At 63.7% G+C, this 19,280-nt stretch carries 21 protein-coding genes; 9 read left to right on the top strand and 12 right to left on the bottom strand.

Features of this window, described 5'->3' with window-relative positions; genetic code table 11:
* Position 1: 1 nt before the first annotated feature.
* Positions 2-832: a glycerophosphoryl diester phosphodiesterase membrane domain-containing protein gene (locus ACS0VV_RS11435; protein ID WP_483532827.1), complete on the bottom strand. Its 831-nt coding sequence runs from the start codon at positions 830-832 to the stop codon at positions 2-4.
* 74 nt (positions 833-906) lie between these two features.
* On the opposite strand from ACS0VV_RS11435, the gene lipB reads away from it, so the two are divergent.
* Together lipB and ACS0VV_RS11425 are read left to right on the top strand one after the other, a co-directional pair.
* A complete protein-coding gene (gene lipB, locus ACS0VV_RS11430; RefSeq protein ID WP_483532826.1) occupies positions 907-1,590 on the top strand; it encodes a lipoyl(octanoyl) transferase LipB in 684 nt (227 codons plus the stop codon).
* A 12-nt stretch (positions 1,591-1,602) separates the two neighbouring features.
* Positions 1,603-1,929, top strand: a complete 327-nt coding sequence (locus tag ACS0VV_RS11425; RefSeq protein WP_483532825.1) for a hypothetical protein — start codon at positions 1,603-1,605, stop codon at positions 1,927-1,929.
* 119 nt (positions 1,930-2,048) lie between these two features.
* On the opposite strand, the gene ACS0VV_RS11420 is transcribed toward ACS0VV_RS11425, so the two are convergent.
* Entirely contained in the window at positions 2,049-2,939 is an 891-nt protein-coding gene (locus ACS0VV_RS11420) for an HpcH/HpaI aldolase/citrate lyase family protein (RefSeq protein WP_483532824.1), read from the bottom strand.
* Positions 2,940-3,045: 106 nt separating this feature from the next.
* Between ACS0VV_RS11420 and ACS0VV_RS11415 the strand changes: the two genes are divergently transcribed.
* Positions 3,046-3,912 (top strand): DMT family transporter, encoded by an 867-nt coding sequence (locus ACS0VV_RS11415; RefSeq protein ID WP_483532823.1) that lies wholly within the window; start codon positions 3,046-3,048, stop codon positions 3,910-3,912.
* Here ACS0VV_RS11415 and ACS0VV_RS11410 read toward each other — a convergent pair.
* The 6 genes from ACS0VV_RS11410 to ACS0VV_RS11385 all read right to left on the bottom strand — a co-directional run bounded on the left by ACS0VV_RS11410 (position 3,890) and on the right by ACS0VV_RS11385 (position 9,126).
* On the bottom strand, positions 3,890-5,218 hold the full coding sequence (locus ACS0VV_RS11410; protein ID WP_483532822.1) for a DUF2254 domain-containing protein: 1,329 nt from the start codon (positions 5,216-5,218) through the stop codon (positions 3,890-3,892). The genes ACS0VV_RS11415 and ACS0VV_RS11410 overlap by 23 nt on opposite strands.
* Entirely contained in the window at positions 5,215-5,661 is a 447-nt protein-coding gene (locus ACS0VV_RS11405) for a hypothetical protein (protein WP_483532821.1), read from the bottom strand. The genes ACS0VV_RS11410 and ACS0VV_RS11405 overlap by 4 nt, the downstream gene beginning before the upstream one ends.
* Entirely contained in the window at positions 5,661-6,647 is a 987-nt protein-coding gene (gene nadA, locus ACS0VV_RS11400) for a quinolinate synthase NadA (protein WP_483532820.1), read from the bottom strand. The genes ACS0VV_RS11405 and nadA overlap by 1 nt, the downstream gene beginning before the upstream one ends.
* An 85-nt stretch (positions 6,648-6,732) precedes the next feature.
* Entirely contained in the window at positions 6,733-7,485 is a 753-nt protein-coding gene (locus ACS0VV_RS11395; RefSeq protein ID WP_483532819.1) for a hypothetical protein, read from the bottom strand.
* A gap of 85 nt (positions 7,486-7,570) precedes the next feature.
* Positions 7,571-8,218, bottom strand: a complete 648-nt coding sequence (locus ACS0VV_RS11390) for a DUF4230 domain-containing protein (protein WP_483532818.1) — start codon at positions 8,216-8,218, stop codon at positions 7,571-7,573.
* 2 nt (positions 8,219-8,220) lie between these two features.
* Positions 8,221-9,126, bottom strand: a complete 906-nt coding sequence (locus ACS0VV_RS11385; protein WP_483532817.1) for an MBL fold metallo-hydrolase — start codon at positions 9,124-9,126, stop codon at positions 8,221-8,223.
* A gap of 34 nt (positions 9,127-9,160) precedes the next feature.
* Between ACS0VV_RS11385 and glpK the strand changes: the two genes are divergently transcribed.
* Entirely contained in the window at positions 9,161-10,645 is a 1,485-nt protein-coding gene (glpK, locus tag ACS0VV_RS11380) for a glycerol kinase GlpK (RefSeq protein WP_483532816.1), read from the top strand.
* 242 nt (positions 10,646-10,887) lie between these two features.
* Here glpK and ACS0VV_RS11375 read toward each other — a convergent pair whose 3' ends face one another.
* Positions 10,888-11,355, bottom strand: a complete 468-nt coding sequence (locus ACS0VV_RS11375) for a DUF1465 family protein (RefSeq protein WP_483532815.1) — start codon at positions 11,353-11,355, stop codon at positions 10,888-10,890.
* A 151-nt stretch (positions 11,356-11,506) separates the two neighbouring features.
* The gene (locus ACS0VV_RS11370; protein ID WP_483532814.1) at positions 11,507-11,704 is read right to left on the bottom strand and encodes a YdcH family protein; all 198 of its coding nucleotides are present in this window, start codon (positions 11,702-11,704) and stop codon (positions 11,507-11,509) included.
* Positions 11,705-11,945: 241 nt separating this feature from the next.
* Here ACS0VV_RS11370 and ACS0VV_RS11365 point away from each other — a divergent pair, with 241 nt between their 5' ends.
* The 5 genes from ACS0VV_RS11365 (at position 11,946) to tilS (ending at position 17,485) form a co-directional block, all read left to right on the top strand.
* Complete coding sequence (locus tag ACS0VV_RS11365) at positions 11,946-12,101, top strand: YdcH family protein (protein WP_483532813.1); 156 nt, start codon at positions 11,946-11,948, stop codon at positions 12,099-12,101.
* A 70-nt stretch (positions 12,102-12,171) separates the two neighbouring features.
* Entirely contained in the window at positions 12,172-14,442 is a 2,271-nt protein-coding gene (gene ptsP, locus ACS0VV_RS11360; protein WP_483532812.1) for a phosphoenolpyruvate--protein phosphotransferase, read from the top strand.
* A gap of 139 nt (positions 14,443-14,581) precedes the next feature.
* Complete coding sequence (locus ACS0VV_RS11355) at positions 14,582-15,421, top strand: helix-turn-helix domain-containing protein (protein ID WP_483532811.1); 840 nt, start codon at positions 14,582-14,584, stop codon at positions 15,419-15,421.
* A 122-nt stretch (positions 15,422-15,543) separates the two neighbouring features.
* Complete coding sequence (locus ACS0VV_RS11350; RefSeq protein WP_483532810.1) at positions 15,544-16,524, top strand: tetratricopeptide repeat protein; 981 nt, start codon at positions 15,544-15,546, stop codon at positions 16,522-16,524.
* Positions 16,502-17,485 carry a tRNA lysidine(34) synthetase TilS gene (gene tilS / locus ACS0VV_RS11345; RefSeq protein WP_483532809.1) on the top strand — a complete coding sequence of 328 codons (984 nt, stop codon included), beginning with the start codon at positions 16,502-16,504 and terminating at the stop codon, positions 17,483-17,485. Before ACS0VV_RS11350 ends, tilS begins: the two co-directional genes overlap by 23 nt.
* 151 nt (positions 17,486-17,636) lie before the next feature.
* Here tilS and ACS0VV_RS11340 read toward each other — a convergent pair whose 3' ends face one another.
* Together ACS0VV_RS11340 and ACS0VV_RS11335 are read right to left on the bottom strand one after the other, a co-directional pair.
* Positions 17,637-18,386, bottom strand: a complete 750-nt coding sequence (locus ACS0VV_RS11340; protein WP_483532808.1) for a L,D-transpeptidase family protein — start codon at positions 18,384-18,386, stop codon at positions 17,637-17,639.
* 95 nt (positions 18,387-18,481) lie between these two features.
* On the bottom strand, positions 18,482-19,273 hold the full coding sequence (locus ACS0VV_RS11335) for an FkbM family methyltransferase (RefSeq protein WP_483532807.1): 792 nt from the start codon (positions 19,271-19,273) through the stop codon (positions 18,482-18,484).
* Positions 19,274-19,280: the final 7 nt, after the last annotated feature.

Raw genomic sequence — 19,280 nt, 5'->3', positions numbered from 1 at the left:
TCTATTCAAACGTATCCCCCACACTCACCGCAGGTGCATCGCTCAACTGGCGGTGCACGGCGGCCATAACCGCTACCATTACGCTGGTGGTCAGCATTCCGAACAATGCCCCGCCGATTGCTCCGGCAAACAGGCCGATCTGACTGCCGAACAGCGAGAATACGCCCAGCACCAGACTGACCAGCAGCGTCAGCACTACGATGGCTAGCCCGAGCAGCAGATAGAACGCGAATATCCGGAACGAATTGCCCTTGGTCAGCCGCCACGAGCGGCCCAGTGCGGTGAGCGGATTGCGCACGCCTTCGATGGCGATAATCGGCGAGGCGAGCGAGAACTTGATGTAGAGATACACCGCCACAACCAGGCCGACGAGATAGAACAGGATGGCGAGCGCCGGCGCGATCATGAAGCCCAGCGCGGCGGGCAGGAATATCACGGTCAAAGCCGCCAGCAACGCCAGCAATTGCGCCGCGATATAGGTCAGCACGCTGTTGAGACCGATGCCGATCGCTTCGCCCACGGTCGGGCGGCGGCTATTGGTCAGCAGCGCGAGCAGGCTGAGCGTGCCGATGCCCGAGACCACCGCTACCAGCGCATAAATCCACCACACGCCGCCGAGATAGGCCGAGAGCGCATTGGTCAACGCCTGCGGATCAGGATTGCCCGACTCCATGATGGCAGTGATTTCCGCCGGTGCGGGGATGGCGACGCCCGATATCGCGTTGGGCAGGAAAAAGAACACCGCCGCGACAATCAGGATCACATCCTTGTTCGCGCCCAGCATGGCGACTGCGCTTTCCCACGCCTTGCCCAGATCCAGCGATTTCGACATTCGGTTTTCCCTCGCAAATTGGCTATAGGCCCTGATAGTCGCGGCGACCCCGCCCACGCAATGCTAATCGGCCCATGACGAAGATGACCCCGCTATCCGATCCCCCGCTGCTGCTGCCCGATGGCATAGAGTGGCGGCGTTCCTCCGGCCTGACCGACTATCGCACGGCGCTGGCCGAACAGGAGGCGCGCAACACCGCGATTGCGGCGGGCGAGGCGACGGAACTGGTCTGGCTGCTCGAACATCCGCCAGTCTACACGGCAGGCACCAGCGCGGATGTGGCCGAACTGGTCGATCCGCGTTTCGATGTGGTCGAGACGGGGCGCGGCGGGCGTTACACCTATCACGGGCCGGGACAGCGCGTGTGCTATGTGCTGCTCGATCTCGCGCGGCGACAGAAGGATGTGCGCGGCTTTGTCCATGCATTGGAAGACTGGGTGATCGCGACGCTTGGCGATTTCGGCGTGGAGGCCTTTGCCGTGCCCGAACGGATCGGTATCTGGACGCGCGATGCGAGCGGGGCGGAGGCAAAGATCGGCGCCATCGGCGTGCGTGTGCGGCGCTGGGTGACGATGCACGGTTTCGCGGTCAACCTTTCGCCCGACCTTGCGCATTTTTCGGGTATCGTGCCGTGCGGCATTGCCGAATATGGCGTGACAAGCATGGTAGCCTTGGGAAAACCCGTTGCGCCGGAGGCATGGGATGAGGCATTGCTCGCCCGCGCGGGCGATTTCCTCGCCGCGATCGACACGCCATAGAGGGTTTGCAGCATGACGAGAACCGCCACCATTGTTTCGCTGGCGCTGCCTGCCGCGCTGCTGCTGGCCGGATGCAATGGCGAAACCGCGCCCGCGGAGCAGACGGGCGAGGCGGAAGAAAGCGGCGAAGTGCTCGAAGGCACGATCAGCGATGCGATGCTGCCGCTTGACCAGGTGCGATCACAAGCGCCGCAAGCCGATCCCGAGCCGGCAAGCGGCGATGCGGGTGCAGCGACCGGGAGCGCCGCGCCAGCGCCCACGCAGACCTCGCAACCGGCGGTGGAGCCGGTGCCCGATGCTGAAGTTGCAGAGCCTGATGCGGGTGAGGGTACCGAATAAGCCCTTCCCCTTGGGGGAGTCGCAGACGGCGCGCAGCGCCAACGGTTGGGATGGGGGTTCGGAATCAAATTGGCGTGGAACCCCCACCCCCAGCCCCTCCCCAAGGGGAGGGGAGAATCTTACTCCACACTCGCCAGCAGCTTCTGCGCCTGCACGAAATGCGGCTGGTCGACCATCCGTCCGTCCAGCTGCAACGCACCGACACCCGGATTGCTTTCGAACAGTTCGACAATCGCCCGCGCTTCCGCGATCTGCTCGGACGTGGGGGTGAAGCATTCGTTGATGATCGGCACCTGCGCCGGGTGGATCGCCAGCATTCCGGCAAAACCGTCGGCAAAGCCGTCGCGCGCGGTGCGGCGCAGCCCGGCAATATCGCGGAAATCGGCGTGCAGCGTGTCGATTGCAGCCACCCCCGCCGCGTGTGCCGCCAGCAGGGTCTGCGCGCGCACCATGCGGAAAAGGTCGGTCCACTGGCCGTGCATATCGCGCTTGCGCGACGCGCCGATGGCGGCGGAGAGGTCCTCTGCGCCCCAGGTCAGCCCCAGCAGCCGTGCACTCCGGTTCTTGGGTCGGCCATAGGCGGCAATGCCGTTTGCGGCTTGCGCGGTCTCGCTCACCAGCGGCAACACTCTGGTAGCACCCGGCACGATCCCGTTGCGCGGCTCCAGTTCGTAGAGAATTTGCGTCAGTCGCTGCAATTGCAACGGCCCGGCGGCCTTGGGCACCACAATCCCGGCGGGCTTGGCGGGCAGAACCGCCTCGACATCGAACTGCCATAGCGGGGTATCGAGCGGGTTGATGCGCACCCAGTATTGCGGAGACGCAGCGGTGCTACTTTCGGCAGTGCGTTCGCTTAGCCATTCACACGCGAGACCGCGCGCGGCCTCTTTCGCGTCGGGCGCGACGGCATCTTCCAGATCGACGATCACCACATCCGCGCCGCTATGGGGTGCTTTCGCCAGCTTGCGCTCGCTATCCCCTGGCACAAACAACCACGACCGTATCGGCATCGCATTCTCCGCAAGTGTTTTGTGGGCGGCTCTATAGCCAAGGCGGCACACGCGCTAGAGCGGCGTGGTGACTGCGCATGACACAGATAGGGGAAAAGCCCTGCCCATGCTGGCGCTGCTGGCGGGCAATGCCGCGCTGGCGCTTGGCCCCTGGCTGGTGCGGCTGGCGGATACCGGGCCCGTTGCGGCGGGATTCTGGCGGGTGGCGCTGGCGCTGCCATTTCTGGCGCTGATCGCGCTGGCAAACCGCCAAGCACTTAGCGGCCACAGCCCCCGCATAATCGGCCTCGCGCTGGCGGGGGGCGTGTTTTTCGGCTTCGACATTGCCAGCTGGCACCTCGGCATTGGCGAGACGCGGCTGGCGAACGCGGTCTTGTTCGGCAATGCAGGCAGCGTTGTGCTTATGTGCTGGGCCTTCATCGCGCTGCGCCGCCTGCCGCATGGTCGCGAATGGCCCGCGATCTTGGCCGCGCTGACCGGCGCGGCGATCCTGCTCGGCCGTTCGCTGGAGATATCGCAGAGCAATTTCATCGGCGATCTGTTCTGCCTGCTCGCAGGGTTGCTCTATGCCGGATACCTCCTCACCGCCCAGGATGCGCGCAAGGTGATGGGCGGCTGGGCGGTGCTCACATGGGCGGGGATGACGAGCGCGCTGGTGCTGCTCGCCACCGCGCTGGCTTTGGGTGAGACGATCATGCCGACCGACTGGACGCCGGTGGTGATCCTGGCCTTCTCCAGCCAGATTGTGGGGCAGGGATTGCTGGTTTACGCGCTGCGCCACTTCTCGCCGCTGATTATCGGGATCGCCCTGCTCACCCAGCCTGCGGTCGCGGCGGTGGTTGGCTGGTGGCGCTTTGGCGAAGTGCTCGTCCCGCTCGATTTCCTCGGCATTGCGCTGGTCGGAAGCGCGCTTGTACTGGCGCGGATGGCGCAGCCGAAAGTGCTTGATGCTAAGCCGCCCGCACAGGCTTAGCGTCGAATTTGGCGGCAAATTCGGTGTAGCGGCTTTCGACCTTTTCGAGATCGGGGCCGGACAGCGCGATCCGTGCCTGCTCCACCAAAGCCTCGCCTTCCTTGCGCAGCACCTGCTTGCGCTTGGCGTGGGGGATGGGCGAGGCGGCGTTTTCGATCGCTTCGAGCATGATGCGCGCGGCGTTGGGACTGGTCGCCACAGCGCTGCGGATCGAGCCGAAGCCGCGCTCGACATAATGCGAAAAGTCATCGGCGCGCGGGATGACGGGGCAATCCTCGGCATCGCTCCGGCAAATATCCTTGTGCAAATCGCGCCGCCCGATTTCCGCCGTCGCCGCGCCAAGCCAGTGCAGGGCGGTGATTGCGGTGAAGGGATCGTTGATCCCCGGCGAAAGCGCGCGCAGCCCGATTTCGACCAGCTGGTCGATCAGGAATTGCGGGTCCTGGCTCGGCGTGCGGTTGGCACCCAGCGTGAAGCAGGCGCGCAAGCCGTCCGCGAAATCCTCAGGATCACCGCCCGCCACCTGCATCAGCGTCAAATCGCGGTGAACGAAATCGCCGGTGCGGATCATCAGCGAAATGGTAAAGCCCTGCGCGCGGGCGCATTTCTCCAATTCCTCGAAATCGATGAATTGCACATAGCCGGTGCCCTCGGAGAGCACGTCGGTGCCGCCCACAGGCTCGCGCGCTTCGCCCAGATCGTCCTCCACCGGATAGGTTTCACGAATCGCGCCGAGCAGCCGGTCGCCAATGTCCTCCAGCACCTTGCTGATGCGGATCGAGGAGGGGATGTGGTTGAGGAAATAGACGAGCACCGCGACGCACAGCGCCATCAGGATGTAGGCGACCAGCAGCGAGAGCTGCGGGGTGAAACCGGGGAGCGCGGTCGCAGCGGCGGCGGCAGGAGTTTCATCCTCCGCCCGCACCGCACGCAGTACGATCAGCGCGTAAACGAAGCTGGCGATGAAGGTGGCAAGGCTCAACTGGTTGCCGCGATCCTCCATGAAATTGGTCAGCAGGCGCGGGCCGTAATTGCCGCTGGCATAGGCGACTGCCGCGATGGTGATGGAGAACACGGTCGCCGCCACCCCGATCATGCTGCCCGCCATCACCGTCAACATATCCGCCGCACCCTTGGGCCGCGCGGGCGTGAACCAGTCGAGCCCGTTGAGCACCGAAGCCGCCCCCGAGCGGTCGACATAGATCATAGCGAACGCCAACCCCGCCGCACCGAGCGAAAACAGCGCCGGGTAGAACCAGTAATTGGCCGTGAGGCGGCGCAGTGCGAATTTGAGGTTGGTGGTCATTTGATGGATTTCGTCTGACGTTGCATTTGCGGTCCGATTTGCTCTCTCACGATGCCGACGATCTCAGCGAGAGAGATTGTAAATACGCCGCCGTTTGCTTCGCGCCACATTCGAACACCTTCGGAATGATCCGGGAACGTTGCGTCGCCAGTGTGTTGCAGTGTCACGCTCATGTCCAGAGAACCAACAGAGACGGGCACATGTTGCACCTCGCCCGGGATACCAAAGTCGGAAAAATCAAGACCGATGATTGAGATATGATAGACGAGAAAGGGGTCGTCTGGCGGACCGATTGTCTCGATTTGTTGGATCTTGATTAACGAGCCCTCATCGCCGGGGGCTTCTTCGTATTCCCAGACTTGTCCGACGGCATAGGTGTGATCCTGCGCTGCAGCCGACACTGGAAGCGCGAAGGCCAAGGCCGCAAGAGCTAAGCGCAGCATCAACCCCGCCCCAGATCACCCTTGCCGATTGTCCCCGCCGCCATCTCCAGCATCTTGTCGAGGCTCTTCTTGGCGTCGAGCCGCAGCTGTTCCTCGATCTCGATGCGTGGCTCCAGATCGCGCAGGCACAGATACAGCTTCTCCAGATTGTTGAGCGCCATATAGGGGCAGATATTGCAGTTGCAGTTGCCGTCTGCGCCCGGTGCGCCAAGGAAGGTTTTCTCCGGCAGTGCCTTTTCCATCTGGTGGATGATATGCGGCTCGGTCGCGACGATCAGCGTGTCGCCATCGAAGGTCTTGGCGAAATTGAGAATGCCGCTGGTCGAGCCGACATAATCGGCGTGGTCGATAATGTGCGGCGGACATTCGGGGTGCGCGGCGATGGGGGCTTCGGGATGCTCGGCTTTGAGCTTCAAAAGCTCGCGCTCGCTAAACGCCTCGTGCACGATGCACACGCCCGGCCAAAGCAGCATTTCGCGGTTGAATTTGCGGTTGAGATAGCCGCCCAAGTGCCGGTCCGGCCCGAAAATGATCTTCTGGTCTGCCGGAATTTGCGACAGGATCGTCTCCGCGCTGGAAGAGGTGACGATGATGTCCGACAGCGCCTTCACCTCGGTCGAGCAATTGATGTAGGTGAGCGCGATGTGATCGGGATGGCGTTCGCGGAAGGCGGCGAATTTCTCTGGCGGGCAGGAGTCCTCCAGCGAACATCCGGCATCCATGTCGGGCAGCACCACGATCTTCTCGGGCGAGAGGATTTTCGCCGTCTCGGCCATGAATTTGACGCCGCAAAAGGCGATGACATCGGCCTGCGTCTCCGCCGCCTTTTTGGAAAGTTCAAGCGAGTCCCCGACGAAATCGGCCAGATCCTGCAATTCGGGCTTCTGGTAATAATGCGCAAGGATCACCGCATTGCGCTCCTTGCGCAGGCGGTCGATTTCTTCGCGCAGGTCGATCCCTGTGGGAATGGCGGTCTGTTTGGTCATGTCTGGCCCCGTCTCATTTTGATTTGCCTAGCATATAATCACAACGGGGCAGGATGCGAGCGGGTTCCGCTCTCTGCGCGTGTTGTTATGGAACCAGCGATGCCGCCAGTTCCTGGAACGGTGCGGAATAGCCGAGGAGATTGGTCGCGCCATAGCTGACGAGCACGGACGCCAGCACCCACCACAGCGCCGGATGCACGCTTCCGCGAATGGTGCGGTCGCGCAGCACAATCGCGCCGACGATCAGCAGATGCGGCACGAAGCGCAGCATTTCGACGACTACCGGCGGCGGCGTGGCGCCGGGGCTGTTATCCATTCCGGCCAGCGAGGTGACAATCAGCATGGCGCGGCCCAGCACGGGTTCGAGGAAAACGACGAAACTGCCCAGCATCAGCCGCCGGTGCCAGTCGGTGCGCTTGCGATTGATGATCGCAGCCGTGATGAACGCGGCAAACAGCGTCATGTTCACAAATCCCAGCGCGAGGAAATAGCCCGGATCGAAGATCGGCGGCACACGCCCAGCCGACAGGGTCGCCAATTGTGTGCCGAGCCCGGTGATGACGACGGCGGTTGCCAATACCAGCCCCGCCCAGCCGAGCTTGCGATGCAAGGCGATATTTGCGCCCGCCCCCAGAATGTTCTGCACCGCGAACAAGGCGACCCATGCAACCATCACAAAGGCGTGAATATGGGTGGCGCGCGGCATCGCGAAAATATTGGTGTATCCGCCGATGTTGACGATGGCGAAAGCGGCTATGGCAAACCCCGCTAGCCCAAGGCCGACGCGCCTGTAGAAGCCGTTTTCCTTGACGAATTGCTGTGCTGGCGATGAAGCCATGTGCGTTCCCCCCTCAAACAGCGCGATCCCCGGCGGCGACTATGCCCGTTCGTGGCGATTTTCCAAGTCTTGTTGCCAAACGGGGTTATTCATCGGCAAATCGCACGCGCACCGTAACATCGCCAAAGCCGGCAACTTGCAAGGGAATGGCGAGGTTCTGTGTCACCGCCTCGCGCGCGGCGGTTCGGGCGAGGCCCATGATTTCGGGGTTGCTCGCAAACTCGCGCGCGCGCCGTTCGGCGATTTGCGAGTTGGAGCGGATGAGCAGTGTAGATGCATCGCGGCTGACCCATACGCCATCGGTGAAGAAGCGCGCCTGCGCCTCGTTCAGATTAGGGGTGGAGACGGTGAGTTCGGGCAGCTCGACTTCGAGTACTTGGCTGGCCTCGTCCCAGCGGAAATCGCCCGTATCCATGCCCGACAGATCGAGCCGGTATTCCACCGTCGCGGGCACAATCATCGCCTGCCGTGATTCGAGCACGCCCAGCTCGACGGGGCCGATGCTGGGGGTGGAGGTGCTTTCCGCCACCACATCAAAGCGGCTGGAAAACACAGTAAGCGAATTCTGCTTTTCGAAGGCGAGCATCGACGTGGCGACGATATCGCCCCGTTCCTGCGGCCCCCATTTCTCCCATGCCAGCCACGCCAAGGCGGCCGCCATCAGCGCGATGACGACCCATGGGGTGATGCCCGTCGGGCGCGCTGCCAGCGTTCCGGCGGCGCGCGGTTCCACAATCAGGCTGTCGGTTCGGTTTCGTGTATCGCTGTCCATATATCCCCTGAACGGCTGACCAGCCCGCGCTGTTCCATATCGATGAGATGCGCCTTCACGCTCATGCCCGCAGCGGGCCAGAGGCGCTCGTCCACGCCCTTATACATGACCGGAACCAGATCGCTGATGGCTTGCGCTTGCTCGCCCAGCAGTTTGCCGATCTGCCGCTCGCGCGCGCGGCGGTGGCCGATCATGCCGCGCACCAGCTGGCGGGGTTTCTCCACCGCCGGGCCGTGCGCCGGATAATAGACGCTGTCCGCCCGGTCATACAGCAGCGCCAGACTGGCGAGGTAATCGCCCATATCGCCATCGGGCGGAACGACCACGCTGGTCGACCAGCCCATCACATGATCGCCGGTAAACAGCGCGCCGCTTTCTTCGAGCGCAAAGCAGAGGTGGTTGGAAGTGTGCCCGGGCGTGGCGACGGCGCGCAAAGTCCAGTCCGGGCCTGCCACTGCCTCGCCATCTTCCAGTACGCAGTTGGGCGCATAGTCGCGGTCGAAGGCGGCATCCATGCGCGGCTCGTTGCTCTCGATCACCAATGACGCGCAGCCGATTACCGGCGCACCGGTGGCCTTGGCGAGCGGCGCGGCGGCGGGCGAATGGTCGCGGTGGGTGTGGGTGCACATGATGGCGACGACCTCGCGCCCGCCAATGCCCGCCAGCAGCGCGTCGATATGCGCGGGCTCGTCCGGGCCGGGATCGATCACCGCGAGCCTCTCCGTCCCCACCAGATAGGTCTGCGTGCCGGTATAGGTGAAGGGCGAGGGATTGGGCGCAAGCACGCGCGCCACCAGTGGCTCCAACTGCTCGCACAAGCCGGTGGGCCAGCTCGCGGGGTCTCTGGGGTCTTGCTCTGGACTTGCCATCTCGGCCATATGGCGGGCGAAGAGGGGAATGCCAATGACCGAGCCGTTGATCCTTGTTCTTGACGAGGGAACCACCAGCACGCGCGCCATGCTGTTTGCGCAGGATGGAAGCCTGCGCGGTGTGGCGCAGGAAGAGCTGACGCAGTTCTATCCGCAATCGGGCTGGGTCGAGCATGATGCCGGCGAAATCTGGGAAAAGACGCTGGCCTGCGCGCGCGCTATGGTCGCGCAGGCGGGCGGGCCGGAGCACGTGGCCGCCATCGGCATCACCAACCAGCGCGAGACCGTGGTGGCGTGGGACAAGGCACGGGGCGAACCGCTCGCCAAAGCGATCGTCTGGCAGGATCGCCGCACGTCGGAATTTTGTGCGGAGTTGAAGGCGGCGGGGCATGAGGCAACGGTGCAGGCGAAAACCGGTCTGCTGCTCGATCCCTATTTCTCCGGCACCAAAATGCGCTGGCTGCTCGATAATGTGCCCGACGTGGCCGCGGCGGCAAAGGGCGGGCGGCTGGCGCTGGGGACGGTGGAAAGCTGGCTCACCTGGAAACTGACCGGCGGCAACACGCATATCACCGATGCCAGCAATGCCAGCCGCACGCTGCTGATGGCGCTGGATGGCGCGGACTGGGACAATGATCTGTGCGCGCTGATTGGCGTGCCGCAATCCGCTTTGCCAGCAATCGTCGATTGCGCCGGAGCGCTCGGCACCACGCATCCCGACCTGTTCGGCGCGCCGATCCCGATCTGCGGCATGGCGGGAGACCAGCAGGCGGCAACAATCGGGCAGGGCTGTCTATCGCCCGGAGAGACCAAGGCGACCTATGGCACCGGCGCTTTTGTCTTGTCGAACACCGGCACGAACCTGCCTTCTTCGCAGCATCGATTGCTGGGCACAGTGCTCTACCAGCTAAACGGTGAGCGGCATTACGCGGTGGAAGGCGCGGTGTTTGTGGCGGGCAGCCTTATCAAATATCTGCGCGATACGCTGGGCTTGCTTGACGACGCGGCGCAGTCGGAGGAGCTGGCGCGCTCGATCCCCGACAATGGCGGCGTGGTGATCGTGCCCGCTCTCTCCGGGCTTGGCGCACCGCATTGGCAGCCCGAGGCGCGCGGCAGTATCAGCGGGCTGGGCTTTGACACCGGCCGCGCGCATATCGCCCGCGCTGCCTTGGAAGCGATGGCGCACCAGACCTATGATCTTGCGAAAGCCTTTGCCGCTGACGGGGCGCGGCCTACCGCGCTCAAGATCGATGGCGGCATGGCCGCGAACAGCTGGATGGCGCAGGACATTGCCGATCTGCTCGGCGTGACCGTGATCCGCCCCGATTTCGTCGAGACGACCGCGCTGGGCGCAGCGATGCTAGCAAGTGTCGGCTGCGGCTGGCACGGCTCTTTGCAGGATGCCGCCGCAGCGATGACGGGCAAGGCGCAAGCGTTTGTGCCGGGAATGGCTGCAAGCGAGCGCGAAGAGCGCTTGCGGCGGTGGGACGCGGCGGTAGGGGCTGTTTTGAGGCAGTAGTGAGTAGGCAGTAGGCAGTAGGTAGTAGGCGGTAGGCAGTAGGTAGTAGGTAGTAGGATCAGAAAGCCGTTCGTCCTGAGCCTGTCGGAAGTGCAGCCGTAGGCCTTTGGCCAGCTGCGCTTCCGACAGGCTCAGGGCAGTCGGACATCTGATAATTTGCCAGCGTGCTTCGACAGGCTCAGCACGAACGGTTGTGGGTGAAAGCCACTACTGCCTACTGCCTACTGCCTACTCACTCCCAACTAATGCACCGCGTAGGCTTGCCCCAGCCGGTCTCTCAAACGGTGGATCGCGGCGGGCTGCATGGCGAAATGTTTGCGCCACGCGGTGTCGATGCGGGCGACGCGGGCGTAGAAAGCGCGGCTGCGGTCGATCAGGTCGCGGGTGCGCGGATCGAGCAGCGCCAATTGCCCGGGATCGCTCGCGGGTTCGGCGGGGGGCAGGCGGCCATGGCGGCGCAGCTGGAACTCGCTCATCTCGCCATTCAAATAGGCCTTCTGGTTCAGCAGCCACGCCAGCGCGTGCATCAGCCGCGTCGTCGTGCGCAAGGCCTCGCACGACATGGCGATGCGGAGTTCCGGTTCCGGCTGGAACCGGCTCGGCGCCTGATACTGCTCGTCAAACACCGCGCGCGCCTCCTCGCTCAGGGCAAGCGCGTCCTCATACAGGGCATCGACAATCGCGGCGGTGATGTTGGCAGGCAGTGACATAAGGGCGCAGTTATACGTGAATGACGTTCCTCTCGCACCAAGGGCTACTCCCCGGCGCGCGCGCAGGCCAGAGCGTTAAGGACACTTGTCCGCACCAATTGTGGACTGTTTCAGAGCAAGACGATTTGCAGTGCAGCAGGGGCGGGGCGCGTCAGGCGATAATGTCGGGCGTCAGATAATCTTCGATGAGCATCATCTGGTCACGCAGCGCGAGCTTGCGCTTCTTCAACCGTGCGACCTGCAACTGGTCCGGCCCGCCGGTTGCCTCCAGCGCGGCGATGGCGACATCGAGATCGCGGTGCTCGGTCTTGAGCGCGGCGAGCCGCTTGCGCATTTCGTCTTCGGTCACGCGTGCAATTCCCTCTTCGCCCCCGCTACCCGTTTGCCCGTTCGCAGGATGGCGAAGGTTAAGGGCGATTCATCGACAGCGGCATTGGACAATTAAGAATATTATGGTTTGATGACAACTCTGCGGCGCTCGCCGCCTGGCGAGTCGTCCGCAGCACGCGGCCTCGCCGGTCGTCATGCCTGCGTGGCCGTTCCCCCCAAAGGGCGGATGGTCCGCCCTGTACGGCAAAGGAGACGAACCTATGGAATCTTCGCACGTCAGCGCACTACAGGCCAAACACCAGGGTCTGGAAAGCCGACTGAAGGAAGAAATGTCCCGTCCCGCCCCGGATGCCGCGAAAATCCAGCTGCTCAAGAAGCAAAAGCTGCGCATCAAGGAAGAAATCGCGCATCATTGATCCGGGAAAATATGCACTGGCAGTGCCAGGGCAATTTACCAGAAACGATTGGTGGTTTAGGCGGTAGATAATGTCTGCCGCCTCTGCCGCCCGTTCGATCCTCACCACGCTGCACGAAGTGATGGCGGCGCGTACCCACGCGCAGGCCAAGCTGAACCAGGTGGTCGACGTGATCGGCGACGCGCTCGATAGTGAAGTCTGCTCGATCTACCTGCTGCGCGACAGGATGCTGGAACTGTTCGCCACGCGCGGGCTGAACCAGGCGGCGGTGCACGTCACCCGGCTGGGCGTGGGCGAGGGGCTGACCGGCACCATCGCGCAGAATATCGAAACGCTGAACCTCGATCAGGCCGCGACCCATCCCGAATTCCAGTACCGCCCCGAAACCGGCGAAGAGAAGTTCCATTCCTTCGCCGGCGTTCCCATCGTCCGGCGCGAGCGCGCGATCGGGGTGCTGACCGTCCAGCACGTCGAGCCGCGCCGCTATGAAGAGGTCGAGATCGAGGCCTTGCAGACGGTGGCCATGGTGCTGGCCGAACTCATCAACAATGCCGGGCTGGTCGATGGCGAGACGCTGGGCGGCACTGCAGAGATGGTCACCGGCCAGCTGGTGAGCGAGGGGATGCAGCTGGTCAAAGGCCTCGCCATCGGTGAAGCCGTGTTCCACCAGCCGCGCGTGCAGATCGAGCAGACCGTGGCCGAGGATACCGAGGCCGAGCGCCAGCGCGTCTATCTCGCGTTTGACCGGATGCGCGAACAGATCGACGCGATGACCAGCCAGGCCGAGTTCGGCATGGGCGGCGAACACGTGCAGGTGCTCGAAACCTATAAGATGTTCGCCTACGATGAAGGCTGGAGCCGCCGCATCAACGAAGCGATCGATTCCGGCCTCACCGCCGAAGCCGCGATCGAGCGCGTGCAGCAACGCACGCGGATGCGGATGCGCGAGATTTCCGATCCGCTGCTGCAAGACCGGATGCACGATCTGGAGGATCTCGCGAACCGGCTGATCCGCATCGTTTCCGGCCAGCTGGGAACAGCGGCGCAGAAGGGCCTGTCGAAAGACACGATCCTCGTCGCCAAGAACCTCGGCCCGGCGGAACTGCTCGAATATGACAAGCGCCGCTTGAAAGGCGTGGTGCTGGAAGAAGGCTCGCTCACAGCGCACGTCGTCATCGTGGCGCGGGCGATGGGCATTCCGGTGGTCGGCCGCCTCCGCAACCTGCGGGGTCAGGTGCGTGAAGGCGATACCGTGCTGGTCGATGGCGACAAGGCGACGGTCACGCTGCGCCCCGGGCAAGGCGTGCTCTCCGCCTTCGAAGCCCGCTTCGCGCAGAGCCGCGAGAAGAAGGCCGCTTACGCCAAGCTGCGCGATGTCGAGCCCTTCACCCGCGATGGCGAGCGGATCGAAGTGATGATGAATGCCGGCCTGCGCGACGATGTGGCGATGCTGGCGATGACGGGGGCCGACGGGATCGGTCTTTATCGCACCGAGTTCCAGTTTCTCGTTTCCGCCACCCTGCCGCAGCGCGAGCGGCAGGAACGGCTTTACCGCGACGTGCTCGAAGGCGCGAAGGGCAAGAAGGTGATTTTCCGCACGGTCGATATCGGCGGCGACAAATCGCTGCCCTATCTTTCCAACACCACCGCGCAGGAAGACGAGAACCCCGCGATGGGCTGGCGCGCATTGCGCCTCGCGCTGGAACGCGAAGGGCTGATGAAAACGCAGGCGCGCGCGCTGCTTGATGGCGCGGCAGGGCGCGAACTGAACGTCATGTTCCCGATGGTGTCCGAACCGTGGGAGTTTGATGCTGCCAAGGCCGTGTTCGAAGCCCAGCGCGAATGGCTGAAGGCGAGGAAGCACCAGCTGCCCACCGCGATCAATTACGGCGTGATGCTGGAAGTGCCGTCGCTGGCGGAAACGCTCGATCTGCTGCTGCCGCGCATTTCCTTTGTGTCCATCGGCACCAATGATCTGACGCAATTCCTGTTCGCCGCTGACCGCGCCAATCCGGCGCTGGCGGAACGCTATGACTGGCTCAGCCCGTCGATCCTGCGCTTTCTTGACCGGGTGGTAAAGACCTGCGCCGGCACACCGGTGAGCCTCGGCGTGTGCGGGGAAATGGGCGGTCGGCGGCTGGAGGCGCTGGCGCTGATCGGCCTCGGCATCCGTCGCCTGTCGATCACGCCTGCCGCTGTCGGGCAAATCAAGGAACTGGTGCGCAAGGTCGATACCAAGGAAATCGGCCAGGCGATGCGCGGCTGGTTGCTCAACCCGCCGGAAAATATGCGTCAGACGATGCAGGAATGGGCGCGCGAGAAGGGTATCGAGATCGATTAGGGCGCTTTGCGAAAATGGCCGAAATGCGCCCCAAGATGTAACATCGCGTACTATCGCTTGACTCTCGCCCGCCATCACCGTTTTGCTATTAACCAAGGGTTCGCACCGCCGAGCCAGCATCCCCCAAGCTGGAGCGCATATGTCCGAAGAGACGCCGCTGGATACTGATACTACTGCCGAAGCCGTGCCGCAGGGCATTGGCGCACAATTGCGTGCGGCGCGCGAGGCCAAGGGGCTGACGCGCGAACAGATCGCTGCCGAAACGCGTATCTCGTCGCGCCATATCGAACATATCGAGGACGGCAATTTCGCGGAATTGCCCGGCCGCACTTATGCCGTGGGCTTCTCGCGAACACTGGCAAAGGCGGTGGGGCTCGACCAGAACGATGTGGTTGCGATGGTCCGGGCAGAACTGGATGCGGGGGGCATCGGGCAAAGCCGGACGACAGGTGCCGGCACAACGTTCGAACCGGGGGATCCCTCGCGCGCGCCGGGCAGCAAGCTGGTCTGGTTCTCGGTGTTTGCAGTTGTGCTGCTGCTGGTGGGGCTGTTCTTTGCCGCGCGGGTGCTGTTCTCGCCCGCTGCCGAATTGCCCTCGCTGCTTGCGGACGAGGAAGAGGCAGCGGTGGTCGCGGATGGCGCAGAGGCGCCGGGTGATGCCCAAGCTGCTGCTCCCGATGCCAGCGGTGCGGTCGTGGTGACTGCCGAGGGCGAGGCGTGGGTGCGCTTCTCTGCTGCGCAGGGCCGCGTGCTGTCCGAACAGATTTTGCAGGAAGGCGAAAGCTACACCATCCCCGCCGATGCCGAGGCGCCGACGATCACCACCGCGCGGCCCGATCTGCTTGCCATCACGGTTGGCGGGCAGAGCGTGCCCAAGCTGTCTGACGTAATGCAGACGCTGGAGGCCGAACCGATTTCGGCCGAAGCTCTGCTGGCGCGCGACGCTGCGCCAAGCGAGGCTGCACCCGCCACGAACTGACCGGAATTTGCGGGGAATACGCGCGATTGCCTGTTTCCCGCCGTGGTTAATCCTCTATCTTGCTTGACTGTGGCAGCGTGGCTGCCGGTAGCAATTTGGCCCGATATGGAGGATCTTCGGCGATGACACGGATGAGCGCGCTTGGCGCACCAAAGGCCATTGCAGGCGTGCTGGGCGCAGGCCTGATGCTGGTAGCGATGCCTGCGGCGGCGCAGGCCGATCCCCGCATCGACCGGATCGAACGCCAGATCAGCGCGCTGCAACGCGCGGTGTTTCCCGGCGGGGACGAGCGGTTTTTCGAGCCCGAAATCACGCCCGAGACGCGGCCCACCGGAACCGGCACCGGAACGGGCACGGGCGTATCCTCCTCCGCGATCACCGATGTGTTGGCGCGGCTCGATGCCATCGAATCGCAGCTCGCGCGGCTGACCGCGGCGACCGAGGTCAACCAGAACGCGCTGGCGAGGATGGAGGAGCGGGTGATCCGGCTGGAAGCGGGGCAGGCGACTGCGGCCACGGCTACTCCGGCTCCCTTGCCCAGCCTCGCAGGCGCGACGCCCGCGCCGACTCCTGCACCCACTCCCGCAACGCGTCCGACCGGTGTCATTCCGGTACCTGCTCCAACGCCGACGCCCACCCCTGCAACGACCACGCCCCGTCCTTCGCCGGAGCGGGTGGCGGCGGTGCAGGCCATCGTCAAACCGGCAACGGCCGACGCGGGCGATGACGAATACACCTATGGCTTCCGCCTGTGGGAAGCGGGTTTCTATCCCGAGGCGCAGCAGCAGCTGGCGCGCTTCCTCGATTTGCACCCCAATCACCGGCTGGTGTCGCGCGGGCGCAATCTGCTGGGCCGCGCCTTCCTCGATGACGGGCAGCCCAGCGCGGCGGCGTCCTACTTCTTCGCCAATTACCAGAACGATCCGGGCGGCGAGCGCGCGGGCGACAGCCTGCTTTATCTCACCGAAGCGATGATCGCGATCAACGATACCAACCGCGCCTGCATCGCGCTCGCCGAATTCGGGGACACCTATCCGGCGCTGGCAATCGGGCGTTTGCAGAGCCAATACGATACGCTGCGTGGCCGCGTCACCTGCAATTGATCCGGCGCTCGTCGCGCGTTTTGCGGCCGCGCTCGAGCGGCTGAATCCGAGCGGCGGGAAAATCGGCCTCGCGGTGAGCGGCGGGCCGGATTCGATGGCGATGCTGCTGCTGGCGCAGGAAGCGATCCCCGGCGGGTTCGAAGTCGCCACGGTCGATCACGGCCTGCGCCCCGAAGCGAAAGACGAATGCGCACTGGTTGTGGCGGCGTGTGCGGAGCGCGGTGTGCCGTGCGAGGTGCTTTCAACCACTATCATCAGACCCGGCAATCTCCAGACTGCCGCGCGGATGGGCAGGTATATGGCGCTTGGCGAGTGGGCCGAGGGCCGCAGTATCAAGGTGATCGCGACGGCACACCACGCGGACGATCAAGCGGAAACTCTTCTGATGCGGTTGAATCGCGGGAGCGGCCTTTCGGGTCTCGCTGGAATTCGTGAAGACAGTTTCAACGAGTATTGGCTGCCGATCGAGGTAATCAGGCCTCTATTGCGATTTCGCCGCGAAGAATTGCTGTCTGTAATTGCTGCTGGTGGCATTGAGGTGGCAAACGACCCGAGCAACAAACACGACCGGTACGACAGGGCGCGTTTGCGCAAATCCTTGGCTGAGGCGGACTGGATCGACCCGCTCGCTCTTACACATTCGGCATCTTGTCTCGCGGATGCGGAAGAGGCGCTCCAAGCTTACGCTTGGCATTTGTGGCACGAGCGTGTCACGCTTCATCATGACGATGCTTTCGATCAGCGCAGCTACACGATGAAGCCGAATGTAGGCAGTGAAATGGAGTTGCGCCTGCTGAAGGCAGTTTTTCAAAATTTCGGCAGTGAGCCGCGTGGATCGGAGCTTATTTCGCTCATTGAGACGTTAAGGGCTGGTGGCAAGGGCAATCTCGCCGGGGTTTTGGCGAGCGTAGAAGGCGATGAATGGGTCTTCCGCCCCGAACCGCCCCGGCGGACGGGTTAGGATACTGCCCCTCCTTTTCAAAGGAGGGGTTGGGGGTGGTTGCGCGACCGCAAGGTTGCGCTGGTGCCGCAGGCACCACCCCGCTGCGACTAGGCATTGCTGCGCAACGCCAAGTCTCGCTGCCCCTCCTCTGAAGAGGAGGGGATAACCGTCAATTCACGCTGTAATTCAGCGATCCACCAACGCCCGTCCGCACGCCATCCGTAATAATCACCACATCGCCCAGTTCGGCAATGTCGAACAGGCGGGAGACGAATTCGTCGGGCACGCCGATGCAGCCGTGGCTGGCATAGCCCAGTTCGACTTCGCTGCCGCCGTGGATGGCGATGCCGTCCCAGGTCAGGCGCAAGGTCCACGGCATCGGCGCGTTGTTGTATTTCTCGGAGACGTTGTGCCGCTCCTTGGTCAGGATCGGGAACACGCCGGTGGGCGTCGGGTGCGCCTCGGTGCCGAGCAGCGCCGCCGCCGCGCCGATTTCATACCCGCCACGGAACACGCTGATGACGCGCGCCTGCAAATCCACCGTCATCACCAGCGGGCCATCGGGCACGCCTTCATCGTCCCAATACCATTCGCCGTAACGGATCGGCCCGTCGATCGGCAGCACTCGGCGGATCACGAAGGGATCGTTCTCGTCGAAAGAGACAGCGCGGTGGTTTTCCGCCGCCGCCTCGTAAGCTGCGCGCTCCTCGGCAGTGGCAGGATCGTTGCCGTAATACTGGTCGTCGGCGTGTTCGGACTGGTCGGCGACGGTTGCGCCAGCGGGCGCGGCGTCTTCGGTTGTCAACAGCGCCGCCTGCGAAGGGGCTGCTGCGAAGGGATTGCCGAAAAACGTCACCCCGCCGATCAGCGCGACCATGCCGAGTGCGAATGCGATGAACCATTTGGTGCCGTTAGCCATGCGCGGGAATATACCGCGCAATCCTTGCCAATCCCACAATGCAATCGGCGCGCGTCCCAAGGCGAGACGGCTGGGTGGTGCAAAGTAACCGACAGCTATCTTTGCGCCAGCATGTCGTAATGCCGCCGAATGCCGAGCTTGGTGAAGCTGGCAAAACCCGCCGCTTCCAGCCGCGCGCGCATCGCGGCAGCGTCCGACCACCGCTCGTCCGCCTCGTAAAACACCGCCGCGATCCGGTCGGCATGGGCGGATCGCAGCAATTGCGCGATCACCGTTTCCTCGTGCCCTTCGACATCGATCTTGACGATGATCGGCAGGTCGGGCGGCAGCACTGCATCGAGCGCAGCGACCGTTACCGTGCGGATGGTGAGGCGGCTGTTCAATGCATCGCGCCGTTGCGCGGTGAGCGAGGCGACGCCGCTATGCCCGTCCTGATAGCCGATGCTCAGCTCGCCTTCGTTGTCGGATAGCGCCGCCATCAGCGGTGTGGCGCGGCCGTTCGCTCCGTTCAAAGCGAGGTTTTCGGACAATAGCGCGTGGGTAGCGGGCACCGGTTCGAAGGCGATGATCGCCTGGCAAGCGGGATTGGTCGCTGCGATGGCGGAGAACAGGCCCTGGTTCGCGCCAACATCGACGAAGACGAAGGGCGTATCCTGCACCTCCAACACGCTGGAAAGATGCGTGCCGTAAGTGCCGTAGAGGCAATATCGGAACGTCTTGTCGCCGTAATTCGCCGCCAGCTTTACGCCATACACGCTGGTGCGCGCGCGCGATTTTAGCAGGCCGCGCTTCTCCAGCGCGTGCATCGCCACGCCCTGCGCTTTCGCCCGCACAACGCGCAGGTTCCGCAACACGGCGAATTCCCAGTAATGTCCCAGTGTGCGCAAACCCGAT

This window comes from Aurantiacibacter sp. KMU-128, from assembly GCF_056933515.1.
The sequence above is the reverse complement of the archived record's forward strand: the minus strand, read 5'-3'. Positions and strand labels throughout refer to the sequence as shown.

Coding starts and splice junctions, on each gene's coding strand:
- ACS0VV_RS11435 (WP_483532827.1), bottom strand. CDS start 832: ATGTCGAAATCGCTGGATCTGGGCAAGGCGTGGGAAAGCGCAGTCGCC.
- lipB (WP_483532826.1), top strand. CDS start 907: ATGACGAAGATGACCCCGCTATCCGATCCCCCGCTGCTGCTGCCCGAT.
- ACS0VV_RS11355 (WP_483532811.1), top strand. CDS start 14,582: ATGTCCGAAGAGACGCCGCTGGATACTGATACTACTGCCGAAGCCGTG.
- nadA (WP_483532820.1), bottom strand. CDS start 6,647: ATGACCAAACAGACCGCCATTCCCACAGGGATCGACCTGCGCGAAGAA.
- ACS0VV_RS11365 (WP_483532813.1), top strand. CDS start 11,946: ATGGAATCTTCGCACGTCAGCGCACTACAGGCCAAACACCAGGGTCTG.
- ACS0VV_RS11340 (WP_483532808.1), bottom strand. CDS start 18,386: ATGGCTAACGGCACCAAATGGTTCATCGCATTCGCACTCGGCATGGTC.
- ACS0VV_RS11350 (WP_483532810.1), top strand. CDS start 15,544: ATGACACGGATGAGCGCGCTTGGCGCACCAAAGGCCATTGCAGGCGTG.
- glpK (WP_483532816.1), top strand. CDS start 9,161: ATGACCGAGCCGTTGATCCTTGTTCTTGACGAGGGAACCACCAGCACG.
- ACS0VV_RS11420 (WP_483532824.1), bottom strand. CDS start 2,939: ATGCCGATACGGTCGTGGTTGTTTGTGCCAGGGGATAGCGAGCGCAAG.
- ACS0VV_RS11415 (WP_483532823.1), top strand. CDS start 3,046: ATGCTGGCGCTGCTGGCGGGCAATGCCGCGCTGGCGCTTGGCCCCTGG.
- ACS0VV_RS11395 (WP_483532819.1), bottom strand. CDS start 7,485: ATGGCTTCATCGCCAGCACAGCAATTCGTCAAGGAAAACGGCTTCTAC.
- ACS0VV_RS11375 (WP_483532815.1), bottom strand. CDS start 11,355: ATGTCACTGCCTGCCAACATCACCGCCGCGATTGTCGATGCCCTGTAT.
- ptsP (WP_483532812.1), top strand. CDS start 12,172: ATGTCTGCCGCCTCTGCCGCCCGTTCGATCCTCACCACGCTGCACGAA.
- ACS0VV_RS11425 (WP_483532825.1), top strand. CDS start 1,603: ATGACGAGAACCGCCACCATTGTTTCGCTGGCGCTGCCTGCCGCGCTG.
- ACS0VV_RS11385 (WP_483532817.1), bottom strand. CDS start 9,126: ATGGCAAGTCCAGAGCAAGACCCCAGAGACCCCGCGAGCTGGCCCACC.
- ACS0VV_RS11410 (WP_483532822.1), bottom strand. CDS start 5,218: ATGACCACCAACCTCAAATTCGCACTGCGCCGCCTCACGGCCAATTAC.
- ACS0VV_RS11405 (WP_483532821.1), bottom strand. CDS start 5,661: ATGCTGCGCTTAGCTCTTGCGGCCTTGGCCTTCGCGCTTCCAGTGTCG.